Here is a 15,124-nt window from a genome sequence, read left to right as displayed (position 1 = left end):
AAAGCATGCGATGCTGTTCAATGGATCGTTCAAGGTGCATGAGACTTACAGGTAAGGACAAGCCTCATAAAAGGGTTTTATCCTTTGTGGAAACGCGGATTACAGGTTCAACCTCTCCATCATAAGAGCATTGTAGCGAGGAAGGGAGTGCTCTTGCCGGGCGCTCCCCACGCGAAAAGGTTTTCAAAGCTCGATAGGATGCTCAGGAGCTCCTTGCAGTAATTGAGATGCCGGTGATTGAACCAGGATTAAATAGCGCTCAAACTGCGCCAGTATGTCCGCGATGAGTTGTTCACGCGTCATCCCCATAACGTCATAGCCACGCCCACCATTTGCAAAATACGTGCGCGCTTCATAACGATAGCTTGGCTTGATCGCACCTACAGTTGAGTAAGTGGGAAGACGTTCGACATTAGGGCTGATCCCATAGACAAAGTCGCGTACACCATCAGCGGGTGAACGTAGCGCAACAGCGTCATTTTGTTCATCTTCAACGAGGGTTGGTCTGCCGCGATCGGTCAGCTCTTTCGCAACCTGGCTAAATGCCGAACGCACTTCCTTATTTATAAAACTCTGTACCTCTTTGAGGGAAGGTGCATGCAGTATAAGCCCCAAACGTCGCTGCCAAGTTATGCCTGCGACGGGATGATGGGGCAGTAAAAGGGGTACGTTCGCATGCGCAGCCTGTTGCGCAAGATCCGCCCGCATGCCTTGAAATAGCGCCCATACAAGTGCGATCATAACAAATGTAAATGGTAATGCGCTTACAATGGTAACTGCCTGTAACGCGGCAAGACCACCGGCAAGCAGCAAGCTAGCTGCAACCATTCCCTCAAGAGCGCACCAGAAAATACGTTGTATATTTGAGGTTTCTGTTTCACCACCTGCCGCAATGGAATCCATGACAAGAGAGCCGGAATCCGCTGAGGTTACGAAGAAAATGGCAATCAGGATAACCGCCAGTCCAGAGGTTATCTCAGTGAAAGGCAAGTATTCAAAAAATTTGAAAAGCCCAACAGAAACATCAGCATAGATCGCATCTGACAATTCACCTGCCGCTACGCCCGTGTCAATGAAAATTGCCGTATTACCAAAGACGGTCATCCAGAAAAAAGTGAACCCGGCAGGAATAAATAGAACTGCTGTCACAAACTCCCGAACCGTGCGCCCACGTGAAATGCGGGCAATGAACATGCCAACGAAAGGAGACCAGGAGATCCACCACGCCCAATAAAACAGGGTCCATGCATTAATCCAGGATGTTTGTTCATAAGCGTAGGTATTGAAGGTGCGTAGTACTAATGAATCAAGATACAGTCCGATGTTCTCTACAAAGTCACGAAACAGTTGCGATGTTGGTCCTACGACTAGTACAAAGAGCATCAACAAGATGGCGACGATGAGGTTGATCTCCGAAAGGATACGTATTCCCTTATCCAGCCCTGTTACGACTGAGATCGTAGCAAGCATCGTTATGGCGGCAATAAGGGGGATCTGTACCTCTGGACCGATCGGCCAGCCAATCAGATAATTCAAGCCAGCATTGATTTGAGAAACGCCAATCCCCAGTGAGGTGGCCAAACCAAACATTGTGCCAACAATTGCAAAAATATCCACTGCATGCCCAATAGGGCCGTTTATACGTTCTTTTAGTAAAGGATAAAGACCTGAGCGGATGGTAAGAGGTAAATTATAACGAAAGCCAAAATAAGCTAAAGACAAACCAACAACTGCATAAATTGCCCAGGCATGAATACCCCAGTGAAAAAATGTCACAGACATTGATTCTTGTATTGCTGTAATTGATTTTGGATCTGCAGCAGGCGGTTTAATAAAATGCATGATAGGTTCGGCAACCGAATAAAACATCAAACCGATACCCATGCCCGCAGCAAACAGCATTGCTAACCACGAAGCATATTTAAAATCGGGGGTAGCATCATCAGGCCCCAGCTTTAGGCGTCCATATCGTCCCAGACATAACAAAAGCATGCAGATGAGAAAGGCGCCAACCGCAAGCAGATACAGCCAGCCAAAAGCCGAGAGCACTTTCGTTTGAAGAGCGGTAAATAAAACACTGGCATGCTCAGGTATAATAATGCCGACTAATAAAAAAATGCCAATTATCACGACAGATCCAAAAAATACTGGCGGATTAATGACGACTTTAACAGGCAAAGATAAGCCCTCCTATTTCTATGTGATTGAAACGGGATATCACGGAAAAGCGTACTAATTATCCATGATGCGGGATGAGATAATAATGACTTATGGCACTTTATTATCTTAACGTGTCACACATATTCCAATTGAAATCATCGCGTCAACCTTTGAATCATATGGAATGATTTTTATAGGGTATGAAGCGTATTTTATTTGTATATATTTATGGTATTGGCGTAATTTATTGTGAATTATTAATAATAAGTAGGGTGATATATAGGTTAAGCCTTCAAATTAACGAATATTTATAAGTGTTTTGATTCACTCCCATCATCGCTTTAATTTTGAGGTTTCTGATGGGTGGATATCCTTTTTATATCAATGACATTGCCTGGTCCAAATTGCAGGATTTGTTGCCGAAGGTGAAGCGGGGACGGCGGCGTGTAAATGATCGGCGGGTCGTATCGGGGATTGTTTATGTTCTTCAGTCGGGTGTGATGTGGCGGCAGGCTCCGGCGATTTACGGACCACACAAAACACTTTACACGCGCTATCAACGCTGGAACGCTCAGGGCGTCTGGACGCGTATTTTTCAGGCTTTATCCGAAAAAGACGCGCAAGATGAGACACTTATGATAGATTCGACCACGATACGGGTACAGCGTTCGGCTCTTGGCGCCCAAAAAAAGGATGTCCTGCCACAGGTCGATCTTGCGGCGGTTGGACGAGTAAAATCCACCTGGCCTGTAACGGGCGCGGCAAACCCGTCGCATGGTTGATCACGGGTGGCAACATTCACGATGTTTGCCTCGCCCCGCTGCTGATCAACGCCTGCAATCATCCAAATTTACGCCAGATACTGGCGGATACAGGCTATGTTTCCAAAGACATCCGCGCCTGCGTTGAAGCCGCAAACATCACATATTGTGTGCCAGACCGAAAAAATGCAAAAGTCAAAAATACAATTGATACAGAGCTTTATAAAAAAAGATGGAGGGTGGAGGCATGCTTTGCCAAACTCAAAAACTGGCGCCGCATCGCTACACGATATGACAAATCAGCTCAATCGTTCCTCAACGCCGTAACAATCGCTATCTTATTCTCGTATTACTTAATTTGAATCCTCAGCCTAATAAATTCTAGATGACGTTGGGTCGCTAAGAGGGCTTGTTGTTGGGTGCAAGGTCATAGCGCCATCGGTAGTGCCCTTATGATAGCTATCGTTTATAGCTTATCTGGTGATAAATCGCGGCGATTTTGATATCTTTCGGTGCTAGTGAAGAAAATGATACTGGTGGCGCGCCTCAGGTCTGAATTGTTCTTCATCTTATATAGTTGCGGTAGGATAACCGAGGTCAGTATTTCTGATTTAACTGGAGAGAAAACCGGGCGGTTGCGCGTTATAAGACATTTACTTTGCTGCCAGAATACTAGAAATGGGCCATGAAAAGGTTCTGGAGCAGGCTATTTCACGGCATCGGAATGAAGCGCTAATTTGCCTTCCTTCTGCGAGCTAACCATTTGGTTTCAAACGTTTTATCAATGGTTGGTACGCTCGGGCTCGACCTGGGGCCCACTAAGGCCGCTCACAGATAGATCGACAGTCGATTATTTGCTTGCCATATTTGTATTAATGTTTTAACAGAGGAAAAATTAATTTTCATATATGATTCATGGCGGTTAAATTATGAGTATTGGAACACAACCATCCTATTCTTCTAATACAACAAATACTATTCAGGTGCCTCCGGTAAGTTCAGTTTTTTTTTGATAATCGAGTGGTCCGCTGCCTGGAAAGGGCTGGAGAAGCATTCTGCAATCTTATTTCTTCCCTCTGGGACAAAATCACTTCGGTGATATCCTATTTTACCGGCATAAAAACACTTGAGGACCGTGAAATAGAACAGGCTGATAACCAGCTGAAGGAAAAATTTGCTGTTAGTTGTCTAGATTTTGTAACAAAGCTAAATGAGCTTAAGCTTAGTACTGAAACATTAAAGCAGATGCTGACGGCGGTTGGCGATTTCCGTGGCAACACGTTCATGCACCGTGTTGTATGTAATGCTGCGTCTCTGAAGCCTTTGAGGGACGCGCTGGGTGATGATGCCACGTTTATCGAGCTACTACAGGTTAAGAATGATGTTGGCAACACGCCTATGCACTATGCTGCATTGAATGCTGCGTCTCTGCAGGCTTTGAAGGGCATGCTGGATGAGAAACAGTTTATTGAGCTGTTACAGGTTGAAGGCCAGAATGGTCTCACGCCCCTGGGCTGTGCTGTAAGTGCCGCTGAACCTTTGAAGGCTTTGAAGGGCGTGTTGGGTAAGGAAGAGTTTATCAAGCAGCTACAGGTTAAGAACAACGATGGCATAATGCCCATGCGCTCTGCTATATCGAGTACTGCGCCTCTGTAGGCTTTGAAGGACGTTCTGGGTGATGACGCGCTTGTTGAGCTGCTACAGGCTCAGGACAGTCATGGCAACACGCTTATGCAATATATTGAGAAGGATGTGGTGGACGCCCTCGGTCTTTAGAGGCCATCGTAACAAACGGGACGCCGGTCATGAAGCGCTTGCTCCAAAGCATTGAGTAAGAACCCGGCCATGTCACGGAATGGTTTCAGAGTAGAAAGATTAATGCCTCCGAGCTGAAGGGTGAAGGCCGGAGTATCAGCATCCGGATGAATCCTGTAGCCACTGCATTAGACCGCATTGGCTGCGTAAATGGCATTTGAAAATGCGAGCTGAGCGCCCCTGCCCGTGATCCTGGGGAGCATGAGCAGGCCAAGTCAATTCGTTTACAACGGATCAAACCCTATGGCCCGCGGCTGATGTACTGCCTGGACAAGATAAAGGCAGAACGTCTTGCTGGTCTGACGATTGTTCGTGGCTAGCCAGGCCGAAACAAAAAACCAATTACCATGGATTGCAGTGCACGGCGGTTTTGATATCGTTCGGCATTTCAGATCTGAATTGCCCTTCACCTTATTCAGGCATGGCAGCATATCTGAGGTCAGTGCAGTCCTGCCAAGATACTCAAAAAGGACGATGAAAAAGATCGCAGCAGAAGCCATAAAACATCGTGCTGGAAAAAAGAAGCTTGTTGGAACAAGTTATTTTACAGTGTCGGAATGAAGTTCAAGCTTGCCTTCATTCATCAGTCTAACTGATTAATATTACACACGATATCGATGGTGGGCGCACTAGGGCTCGAACCTAGGACCCGCTGATTAAGAGTCCTGTGCACACTCAAAGACTTCAATGAACATTCCGACAAAACACCATGGATAGCATTATTGATTGATTTGAAGAATTTTTCGTAGTCGGAATGACTTTAACCGGGACACTGGCACTTCCTTGAACGCCTGCGCCATAGTCCTGATCATCTGGCTGGTGGCTACAAACGACTCAGATACGTATTTCCAGTTTCAGCACGTGATTGGATTGTGGCTTGACTTAATCGTATTTTGGGCTGCCACACCTGCATTCCACTGTTGTCGCGCTGTCCGCCATCTGATCTGGGGTGGCATGCGGGTCTTCGAGACTTAGGTATATATATGTTTCAGAATTGAGCATCGTTGTAGCCAGCATGGCGCTAACATTGGCCTCCTGGCTCGTCAGCCTCATAATCGTGATGCACGGTTAAAAAACAACATCGCACTCCGATACCACTTAGTCGCGCTGCTTGCCTCAGTCACGCATAATCTGGATTTCAAAACTGGCAGGAAAAGCGGGCAACAGCAGTCACACTATTCCAACTACCATATAGCCAGCAGTCACAATAAGCCTTTTAGACTGCCGGGCTATCATCTCTGTAGCTTTACAAACTATCTCATTGAATACAGCAGAAACATACCTTGGTAAGGGAGAGGTCGCGAGTTCAATCCTCGCCAGCAGCACCAGTTAAAGCAATAAAAACAATCACTTACAAATAAGCATTTCATTTTATAACCGGACCGAACCTGCATGAAAGAGCGGAACACTGCGCGAACATGCACGAGAATCCGTACAAAATCCGTGCAGTCATTTGCCATGCGATTCACAAATAAAGCTCTCAAGGCCATCTGTTCGCATACACAATCGCACCCACATCATATGGATTGATAAGCCATTCTATGAACGCCGGCCTGCATGACAATTACTGCAGTCTAATCAGGCCACGTCTTTACATGGGTCAGCGCTCGATGGCCTCTATCGACCATACAATAAATCATATCCCCCGCATCTTCTGCAGAACGCAGCATTACTAATGCATCACCACGAAAGAAGGATGGAACCGGAGCGCTCAAGCCTAAGCATCATTACCACTTACCTTGAAATCCTGTTTTAATTCTATTTCAAAAAGTTTTGCCATTATCAAACGCTCTGCAGGATCGCTTGAAGCCTGAAGAATGGAGGCATATTTACCAGCAGCAAGCCGCCCCATATCTTCGGGAGAAATATGCGCATCCATGCTTGTGTATACACGGCTTATTATACCGTTTATGCGGGACAAAAGCTCAGGATCGCATGCAATCGAGGAAGATTGAGTACTTTTATTCTCGACAAGTCGACCACTAACATCGGATAATGTCATCAAGCCATGGCCTGTCAGTATCCATGCTGGATTAAAACCATACTCCATTAGTTTCATTAGAGTTTGGCCACCCGGAATACTCAATCCACTCTCAATTTTCTGCCATCCTCTCGAGCTAAGGCCAGCGACAGTCGACATTTGTCGCTGTGAAAGACCAAGTGATTCTCTTAATTCCCGTAATCTTTCAGCAACATTTTTACTCATTTCGTGCTTTATAAGTACGAACCAAAGCACCAAATTGAAAGAAAGAATCAGTTGCCACTTAAAATAATATAACCATAACAATTAGATACAGCCATATCCACCTCCAAGAGAGACGGCAACTTTAAGTGTCATTTTTGTCTTGCAATTGGTATAATAGTTCGTATTATCCTCTCAAGGTCTTAGGGTTGAATCCACGAAGAACCGGCTTGGCGAAGCCGGGAGACAATCAGAAAGAAGCTGAGCCGTTGCCTTTGATGGCACATCGGCAACGGGGAAGTGTGAGCGATGCTATCACTAAATGAAAATCCAGCTAGGCATTCTTGCTATGCAATTCAGCACCTCATGGAGAAACTTGGGCTCACAGGTCGCGCTCATCATTGATGACGTAAGCCACAAACAGCCCATTTTGTTTCAGCAACAATGGCCTGCCTGCAACTATTGTTCTCATCAAAACCTAGTGCAAATCCTGTGAAAAGTCACTGCTAAAAAGACAGGGGGATGGGTATGTATGTCCGCATTATAGGTAGAATTGGCGTATAGAATGTCAATAAATATACTACAACGCACGCCTGTCTTTGTGACAAAGCCTTATCTGCCGCCATTAGATGAAGTTCTTCCTTATCTGGAAGATATCTGGTCTAGTAAAATCATAACAAATAATGGCCCTTTTGTTCTTGAGCTTGAGGCACAGCTAAAGCAGCTTTTCGAAGTTTCAGGCTGCTCGGTAATGAACAATGGTACATCCGCACTTGTGATTCCCCTTCTTACACTTCCAAGGGGTAGCGAAGTAATCACAACTCCGTTTACTTTTGCAGCAACGGTACATTCAATCTCCATGCTCGGACTGAAACCGGTATTTGCCGATATCGATCCGGACTATTTTGGTTTGAACGTGCAAAGCGTTGAGGATGCGATCACTCCTAACACTTCAGCTATTCTTGCGGTCCATACGTATGGCACCCCTTGCGATGTTGAGGGCCTGGCTGATGTCGCCAGACGTCATGGATTAAAATTAATCTATGATGCAGCACATGCATTCGGAGTTCAGTACAAGGGGCGCAGTCTGCTACGTTATGGCGATATCTGCACTCTCAGTTTCCATGCAACAAAATCTTTCAATACATTTGAAGGAGGAGCAGTCATTACGCCCTCCACCGAAGCCGAGAAGCATATCAATTTGCTACGCAATTTTGGCATTCAGGGAGAAAATGACATTCCTGAGGTGGGCTTCAACGGTAAAATGAGTGAATTTAATGCCGCCCTGGGTCTGGTGCAGCTGAAACACTTTGAAACTGCAAGAGCCATGCGCCGTAATGTGCATGACTGGTATGTTGATGCTCTATCTGACACTCCGGAAATAACTCTCATTTCACAGCGTCCGGATACGCAGCCCAATTACTCTTATTTCCCTATACTCATTAACAAGGATTGTCGCCAAAGCCGGGACGAGATTTTTGCTGCAATGGGAGAACAAGGAGTTGTCGCGCGTCGATATTTTGCACCATTGCTATCAGATGCCAAGCCATATCGTGACCTGAAATCTGCCATTAGAGAGCTTCTCCCGGTTGCCAATGATATCGGTGCCCGCGTGTTGTGCTTGCCAATTTATCCTGATCTGACCTGTGAGCTTAGGAAGCGCGTGGTCCACTCCCTCAAGGAAGCTCTGAGAGCTGCTCCTCAATAAACTCCGTATGTTCAGTGACAGGAGAGAAAATGAGATACCTGACCAGTATATTTATCGTGAGTATTGAGCACGCAAATCTTCGCGGGCCAGAGGTTGCGTTGGCATCAGCGGCATCTTTGTCTCTCTACAATCAATAAATCCTTGAAAAGCACCAACCATGGAACAGAGAGAAGAGTTGCGCACTGCGGGTAAATTGCCACCAGCTGAAGGGGCTATCATCTACGGTGCGGGTGGTCATGCACGTGAATTGCGCGATCAGATGCAGTCTGATGGCTGGATTGTTCACGCTTTCATCGACGATTTTGACCATAGCCGCAATATTGGTGATCAGCCTGTCCTGTCATTTGACGAAGCATACTCACGACATCCTGCAGCATTATGGTTCATCGCTATCGGCGACCACAAGGTGCGGCGCATCATGGCGGATCGACTGCTAAAGCAGGGATTGCAGCCAGGAATTTTTATCAGCCGTGATGCTATGGTATCGCCAAGCACTCAGATAGAGCCGGGAGTACAGATTTTCGCACGCACGGTCATCTCCTCGGGTACGCGGCTTGGCAGGTATGCGATCGCAAACTTTTCCTGCGTGTTATCTCACGATGTTGAGGTAGACAGCTTCACTACAATCTCCCCGGGAGTTCATGTGGCAGGCAATGTCCATGTGATGGAAGGAGCGTTTATTGGCGTTGGCGCCTGCATCAAAAATGGCAGCTCAAACAGAAAACTCATCATCGGTCCGGAAAGCGTAATAGGCGCCGGTGCATGTGTGGTAAATGACGTTCACAATGAAACTGTCGTAGTCGGCGTGCCTGCCCGGATAATGGGTAAGTATAGATGACTATAAAAGATAGAAGCATATCTCCCCCTACCCGCACGGGGATATGTATCACAGCGCTAATTGTTACTTATAATCAGGAAGAATTTCTGCGTGATGCTTTCAATTCTGTGCGTGAACAAACGATATTCGACCACATAAAAGTTATCATCTCGGATGATGCCTCAACAGACAGCACATTCCAACTAGCACAGTCCCTTGCGGAAGGGCTACCTAATGTAGCGGTGCGCCGTAATGCGTCGAACCTGGGGGTAATCCCTCACTACCGGCATATAATACCGCAGATAGATACGGAATTGGTGGCAATTCTGGAAGGAGATGACCTCTGGCATAATCCGGAAAAACTGGAAAAACAATCCGCGCTTTTCCACTTTTTGCCAGCATTGAACGGGTCATTTACGGGACATACCGTTATCACCGAGAGCAGCGGCCACCGCAGTCGCCACCCACTTCTACTGGGTGGGGAGCGCAGCGGATTCGCCTATTTCGAAGATATTCTGCAGGACAATCCAGGCGCTTCATTCAGCAACTGCATGTACCGCACCGCCATACTAGCCGAAGCGCTATCTAACGACATTACTCTCGTTGGCTATGACTGGCTGGTTAATCTGCTAATCGCCGACCATGGACCATTCGGCTATCTCGAAGGTGATTACGCCAGCTACAGGGTGCGCACCAAAGGCACCTGGTCACAGATGGAAGAATCGAAAAAGCTGGAGATGAAAATGGCAACAATATCAGCTGTTGCTGATTATGTCGGGCCTCGTCATCGCGCCATCATACAAAGCCTGATCAGTACAATTATGCTGACAGATACTAAAGGCATTCAGGAGTTATAATGGTCTGCGTATCTGTTGTTATGCCGTCCTACAATCACGCACGTTTTATCGCACAGGCAATTAAGTCTGTTCTGCATCAGTCTATGGGCGATATCGAGCTTATTGTCGTTGATGACCAGTCACAGGATAATTCCAACGCCATCATCGCAAGTATTGATGATCCGCGTTTGCGCCATATCCGCTTATCAAAAAATGTCGGCGCATGCGCAGCGATGAACATTGCCATCAGTCATTGCACGGGTGAGTACATAGCTATTTGCAATTCTGACGACATTTGGGAAAGACACAAACTGGAGCGCCAGCTGGCAGTTATTAAAACCATGCCAGAGGTTGGCGCAATATTCTCGGATGTCAGCTGGATAAACGACAACGGCAAAGAACTGAAAGGAGCCGCCCTGCCCCATTTCAGCACCGTTTTCGCGCAGCCGAACCGTTCCCGCTATGGCTGGATACGGCATCTGATTGAAACTGGTAACTGCCTTTGTCACCCGTCAGCCTTAATCCGTCGTACGGTATTTGAAACACTTGGTGCCTACAATAACATGCTGCGGCAACTCCCGGATCTGGATATGTGGCTGCGCGTGGTACAGGCCTATGAAATCCACGTCATGCGCGATCGGCTGGTCAGATTCCGGATACACGCCAACAACACCTCACAGCCAAACGACATCAATACGTTGCGAACCTGGCGGGAGCATACCTTAATTGCGAACAGCTTCTTCGATGAGGTCTCTCAGGACAATTTCTACCATGCGATGGGCATAGCGGATTTTGTTTCATTTCATGATGAACATCCGGCGACATTCACACGGGAAAAGGTCGCATATCTGACCAGATCCAGCTGCACCTTCCGCAAGCTGTTCCTGAAAATTGGCATCGATATGGCTTATCGCTGCTCATTAAAATACAAAGCCCCCATTCTGTCGGCGCTTGAATTTCATGCTCTAACGGCATCGCAGGCCCTGATTGAAGCGCAGCCCTTAATAACAACACGTCCTTTGGGAAGGCGCCTTTTGAGACACATTATTGGCCCCGTCATGTACGAACGGCTTCGCGCTCTCAGGCTTCACGCGAATAAAAATCTGCTTCCCTTGCTTTGACGCCGAATACCTGCGGATTGAAATGCTTTCTCTCTCCTGCTCAGGCAAACAAAGCCTTCCGCTGCATACATTCGACACAATAGTCCAGCGGGCCATTAATCAATCAATAACAAGGCTTCTTTCATGACGGATGATGCATTCTGCGATCTTCTTATTATTGACGACATCTATCCATCGTCATTCTCACCTTTCAGAACCATCGAGTATAACCATTACCTGTCATTTTTTAACAGCGCATTACTGTCTCTGGAAGGGTGGAATCTCTGGATCAACAACACCTCATTTGCCGAAAACAAGCACGAACAGGAAACTGCAGTCGGGACAGATCTGCGTATTTACGACTTCAAGACACAGTACAATATCGGAGCTCGCCTGGTGTATATCACCTTTCTTGGCAATGCCTCCCGATTACTGCCATATCTGGAAGAGCGCAAACTGCCATTTATCCTGCAGCTTTATCCAGGAGGCGGCTTTGCTGTAAATCAGGAAGATGTAGATGAAAAACTTCGCAAGGTGCTGACCAGCGACTTGTGCAGAAAGGTTATTGTTACGCAGACAGTAACGCGCAACTACATTCTTCAGGATAAAATCGGCTGCCCTGAGGACAAGATCGAATTTATTTTCGGCGGTGTCTTTAACAGCAATGTTGATTTTCAGTTCTCAAGAGACAAGAAGCTCTATAAACACGATAAGGATACTATTGATTTATGTTTCGTAGCTCACAAGTATGGCGATGATCTGGTCTCCAAGGGATACGATTATTTTATTGAGCTTGCCCATAAACTTGCCCCTCGAATTGAGAATCTCAGGTTTCATGTAGTAGGCGGCTATGAGCCCTCTGACATTGATGTTTCTGCACTGGGGAACCGCATTACGTTCTACGGTAGCCAACCAAACGGATTTTTTGCAGATTTTTACCCACGTATGGATGCAATTGTATCTGTCAATCGGCCCTTTGTGCTTGCCCCAGGTGCCTTTGACGGATTTCCAACCGGCGCATGTCTCGAGGCAGGTTTTAGAGGCGTTGCCAATCTCATTAATGATCCATTGGCCCTGAATAGCGCATTTGTTGATGGTCAGGATATTCTCATTCTTGACGATGATATCGAAAAAGACGTCGAGAAAATTATTCCTTTATTGATGGATCCAGCAAGACTTGCCGAATTGGGACAGGCAACATGTGAAAAATTTAAACAGGTGATGGATGTCGATCGTCAACTCTGGCAGCGCACCCGGTTGATAGCGGCCGAGATCAGTCGTCTTGAAAGTCTGGTAATCACCCGCACTATCCCCTCAGCAAGCATCGAAAAGGATGCTGAAATAAATAACCTCACTGCTGAAATAAATAGAATTGCCTGTATCGCGCATAATCATGAAGAGACAATCAGGGCAATGGAAACCCAACTGCTAAGCAGGAAATTTATCCTCAAAATTCTAGCCAGGAGAACTTTGGGACACCGCCTGTATAGCGCTGTAAGACATTGCGTTTTCTGGCTGAGGGCACGGAAATGATGTATGGTACAATATTGGTTCGTGGAGACATTGATCGGTTCTCACATAACGCTCTGTTCGCCAGGGAATTGACCGCAGCATTCCTGGAACGCGGATGGCAGATGCTGACTCTTGATTATATACAAGACAGCAAGAAGGTCTTCGATGCCCTGAAGGATCAGCAATGCAAGTTCTTCCTGACCTTCAATGGGTTCGGCGCAGAATTAAAATTTCCAACCATTCATCCCGGCCGACTTGAATCTGCCTTTCAGGTTTTTTCCAAGCCTGTCATTGATCTGATGCATGATTGTCCCGCACATGAATCATTGGCGCATCAGAAAGGTCTGAATTTCCCGCTTCGCCGCCTGTTCTCGACAGATTATCAATATGCCGGCATCGCTACAGATATGGGGATACAGAATGTTACCTTCTGTCCCTCCATCACCTTTCCTGCAGCGTTATCAGCAATAGAGCATCACAGAGAACGTGACATTGATGTATTGCTTGCGATTGGTACGTTATCTCCTGATCATACACGACAGCGAATTGATAGGGGTACGGTCAAAGGGCGTCTCTATGGTGCCGTATTCGATGAAGTGACTGCGTGCGCAGTTGCCGATTGGCAAATCGATCCAATCATTGAATTGAAACGGGTGCTCAGCAGTCTCGACATTACTCTGAATTATAATGTGCCGGACCATCGCTTCCTGCTGACGATAACGCTTGATTATATCAAATTCGCCCGCCGGCGAGATCTGTTGGCCGCATTGTCAGACTTACCCGTTACCCTTGTACCTGACCGGTCTGGCACCTATCCTAATTCATTCAGAATTATGGAGGCTCGCAGCGCTACGGAGCTTCTCGGTATGATGGCACGTAGCCGGATTGTTGTATGCCCGACAACCCACAATACAGGGCATCATGAACGTCCGCTATCAGCATTCACGGCATCAGCCGCTGTCGTATCAGCGCCAAACAGGCTGCTTTCAGCACATTTCTCCAATGGCCATAACATTGTATTTGGTAACAACCCGCAAGCTATGCGGGAGCATATCGAAAAGCTGATATCTGACACCAGTCGCGCAAGTGAAATTGCAGCAAGAGGGCATGACAGAGCTATGATGCTTTATCATCCCGCACACCTCGTCAGCGCTATTCTCAATCAGATTGGATGAACGAAACATATCTTGCGGTGTATGCCTGCTCAGAACCATTCCGCCGGACGTAGAAACTGGACATTCGATGCCAACTGAAGCCCGCATACTCTCTTACACCGATTGCGAAGCAGCTCTTGATGAAGTGCGCTCGCTATCACGTGATTATACGCATCTATGGCGAGAGTTTTCTGCAGGAGAATCCTTAATCGATGCAATGGCCGGGATCCGGCGTCAGGTTGATCCGGATAATCCGTATTTTTTCGGGGAAATGGCAAACGGCATCCGCTTCGCCGGTGACGCCAGAGATTTTCCCTCCGTTCTTCACGCACTATATCCAGAATGCAACGCACATCTTATAGGCGGCCTTATCCATGAACTGGGCGATAGAAAAGGCGATATCCTTGATATTGGAACGAACATTGGAGTGGTAGCAGCAAGTCTTGCACGCCATCTAGGAGAACGGGGGCAGGTCCATGCCTTCGAACCATCTCCCGATACGGCCAGAATGGCTGCAGCTACTATAGCGTTAAACGGGTTGCGTAACGTGACATTAACGGAGGCAGCAATCAGCGAGACCGATGGCGAGATTACTTTTCATGCCACGCCGGGAAACTCTGCCATTGCATCTGCAATACAGCATGATTTTTCACTTTTGAACGAGTGGCGCGAAATCAATGTCGCCTGCTTAAGCATTGATTCAATTATCAAATCCCGAAAAATAAATCACCTTCTATTGATTAAGGTTGACGTCGAAGGCCACGAGATAAGCGTTTTACGCGGCGGCTTAGGCACATTCAGACATCTGAAGCCATCGATTATTTTTGAATATTCGCCAGTTGCTGCTTGCCAACAGGGCCTGACATCACAAGAGCCGTTAAGGCTGATTAATTCAACAGGCCCATTCGCCTACAGAGCGCTGGTTGAGCCTCGAATTGATATCGACCATTTGCCAGGATTATGGCTGAGTTTCCCATTGGCTGAGCATGTGAGAGATCAGGTCAATGTATTCGCCACCCCCATATGAAGCGGCGTTGTAACGCTTCAAGCATACCATCTTGTTATTTCTAAATAATTTG

The 15,124-nt window shown here is 46.9% G+C and carries 11 protein-coding genes and 1 pseudogene; 10 read left to right on the top strand and 2 right to left on the bottom strand.

Annotated elements, in window-relative coordinates:
* Positions 1 to 183: 183 nt before the first annotated feature.
* Entirely contained in the window at positions 184 to 2,178 is a 1,995-nt protein-coding gene (locus VRZ32_RS07740; protein ID WP_414525174.1) for a BCCT family transporter, read from the bottom strand.
* 377 nt (positions 2,179 to 2,555) lie between these two features.
* Here VRZ32_RS07740 and VRZ32_RS07735 point away from each other — a divergent pair.
* The 3 genes and pseudogenes from VRZ32_RS07735 to VRZ32_RS07725 all read left to right on the top strand — a co-directional run.
* Positions 2,556 to 3,283, top strand: a pseudogene (locus tag VRZ32_RS07735) (IS5 family transposase); the annotation flags it as partial.
* Between the two features lie 733 nt (positions 3,284 to 4,016).
* Positions 4,017 to 4,577: a hypothetical protein gene (locus VRZ32_RS07730; protein ID WP_414525173.1), complete on the top strand. Its 561-nt coding sequence runs from the start codon at positions 4,017 to 4,019 to the stop codon at positions 4,575 to 4,577.
* 471 nt (positions 4,578 to 5,048) lie between these two features.
* Complete coding sequence (locus tag VRZ32_RS07725; protein ID WP_414525172.1) at positions 5,049 to 5,297, top strand: hypothetical protein; 249 nt, start codon at positions 5,049 to 5,051, stop codon at positions 5,295 to 5,297.
* Between the two features lie 1,156 nt (positions 5,298 to 6,453).
* Here VRZ32_RS07725 and VRZ32_RS07720 read toward each other — a convergent pair.
* A complete protein-coding gene (locus VRZ32_RS07720; RefSeq protein ID WP_414525171.1) occupies positions 6,454 to 6,942 on the bottom strand; it encodes a helix-turn-helix domain-containing protein in 489 nt (162 codons plus the stop codon).
* A gap of 541 nt (positions 6,943 to 7,483) precedes the next feature.
* Here VRZ32_RS07720 and VRZ32_RS07715 point away from each other — a divergent pair.
* The 7 genes from VRZ32_RS07715 (at position 7,484) to VRZ32_RS07685 (ending at position 15,072) form a co-directional block, all read left to right on the top strand.
* Positions 7,484 to 8,626 (top strand): DegT/DnrJ/EryC1/StrS family aminotransferase, encoded by a 1,143-nt coding sequence (locus tag VRZ32_RS07715; protein WP_414525170.1) that lies wholly within the window; start codon positions 7,484 to 7,486, stop codon positions 8,624 to 8,626.
* A 157-nt stretch (positions 8,627 to 8,783) separates the two neighbouring features.
* Positions 8,784 to 9,464: an acetyltransferase gene (locus VRZ32_RS07710; protein ID WP_414525169.1), complete on the top strand. Its 681-nt coding sequence runs from the start codon at positions 8,784 to 8,786 to the stop codon at positions 9,462 to 9,464.
* Positions 9,461 to 10,300: a glycosyltransferase family 2 protein gene (locus VRZ32_RS07705; RefSeq protein ID WP_414525168.1), complete on the top strand. Its 840-nt coding sequence runs from the start codon at positions 9,461 to 9,463 to the stop codon at positions 10,298 to 10,300. The genes VRZ32_RS07710 and VRZ32_RS07705 overlap by 4 nt, the downstream gene beginning before the upstream one ends.
* Complete coding sequence (locus VRZ32_RS07700) at positions 10,300 to 11,400, top strand: glycosyltransferase (RefSeq protein WP_414525167.1); 1,101 nt, start codon at positions 10,300 to 10,302, stop codon at positions 11,398 to 11,400. The genes VRZ32_RS07705 and VRZ32_RS07700 overlap by 1 nt, the downstream gene beginning before the upstream one ends.
* 123 nt (positions 11,401 to 11,523) lie before the next feature.
* Positions 11,524 to 12,912 (top strand): hypothetical protein, encoded by a 1,389-nt coding sequence (locus VRZ32_RS07695; RefSeq protein WP_414525166.1) that lies wholly within the window; start codon positions 11,524 to 11,526, stop codon positions 12,910 to 12,912.
* Between the two features lie 101 nt (positions 12,913 to 13,013).
* Entirely contained in the window at positions 13,014 to 14,066 is a 1,053-nt protein-coding gene (locus VRZ32_RS07690; protein WP_414525165.1) for a glycosyltransferase, read from the top strand.
* 67 nt (positions 14,067 to 14,133) lie between these two features.
* Complete coding sequence (locus VRZ32_RS07685) at positions 14,134 to 15,072, top strand: FkbM family methyltransferase (RefSeq protein WP_414525164.1); 939 nt, start codon at positions 14,134 to 14,136, stop codon at positions 15,070 to 15,072.
* The last annotated feature ends 52 nt before the right edge of the window (positions 15,073 to 15,124 follow it).

The organism is Pseudochelatococcus sp. G4_1912 (genome assembly GCF_047501465.1).
Taxonomy (GTDB): Bacteria; Pseudomonadota; Alphaproteobacteria; order Rhizobiales; family Beijerinckiaceae; genus Pseudochelatococcus.
Note: the sequence above shows the minus strand (reverse complement) of the source record. Positions and strands in the feature narration are given on the sequence as shown.

Excerpts from the sequence above, each read along its gene's own strand:
- VRZ32_RS07685 (WP_414525164.1), top strand. The coding sequence starts at position 14,134 with ATGCCAACTGAAGCCCGCATACTCTCTTACACCGATTGCGAAGCAGCT.
- VRZ32_RS07720 (WP_414525171.1), bottom strand. The coding sequence starts at position 6,942 with ATGAGTAAAAATGTTGCTGAAAGATTACGGGAATTAAGAGAATCACTT.
- VRZ32_RS07695 (WP_414525166.1), top strand. The coding sequence starts at position 11,524 with ATGACGGATGATGCATTCTGCGATCTTCTTATTATTGACGACATCTAT.
- VRZ32_RS07700 (WP_414525167.1), top strand. The coding sequence starts at position 10,300 with ATGGTCTGCGTATCTGTTGTTATGCCGTCCTACAATCACGCACGTTTT.
- VRZ32_RS07690 (WP_414525165.1), top strand. The coding sequence starts at position 13,014 with ATGCTGACTCTTGATTATATACAAGACAGCAAGAAGGTCTTCGATGCC.
- VRZ32_RS07705 (WP_414525168.1), top strand. The coding sequence starts at position 9,461 with ATGACTATAAAAGATAGAAGCATATCTCCCCCTACCCGCACGGGGATA.
- VRZ32_RS07715 (WP_414525170.1), top strand. The coding sequence starts at position 7,484 with ATGTCAATAAATATACTACAACGCACGCCTGTCTTTGTGACAAAGCCT.
- VRZ32_RS07710 (WP_414525169.1), top strand. The coding sequence starts at position 8,784 with ATGGAACAGAGAGAAGAGTTGCGCACTGCGGGTAAATTGCCACCAGCT.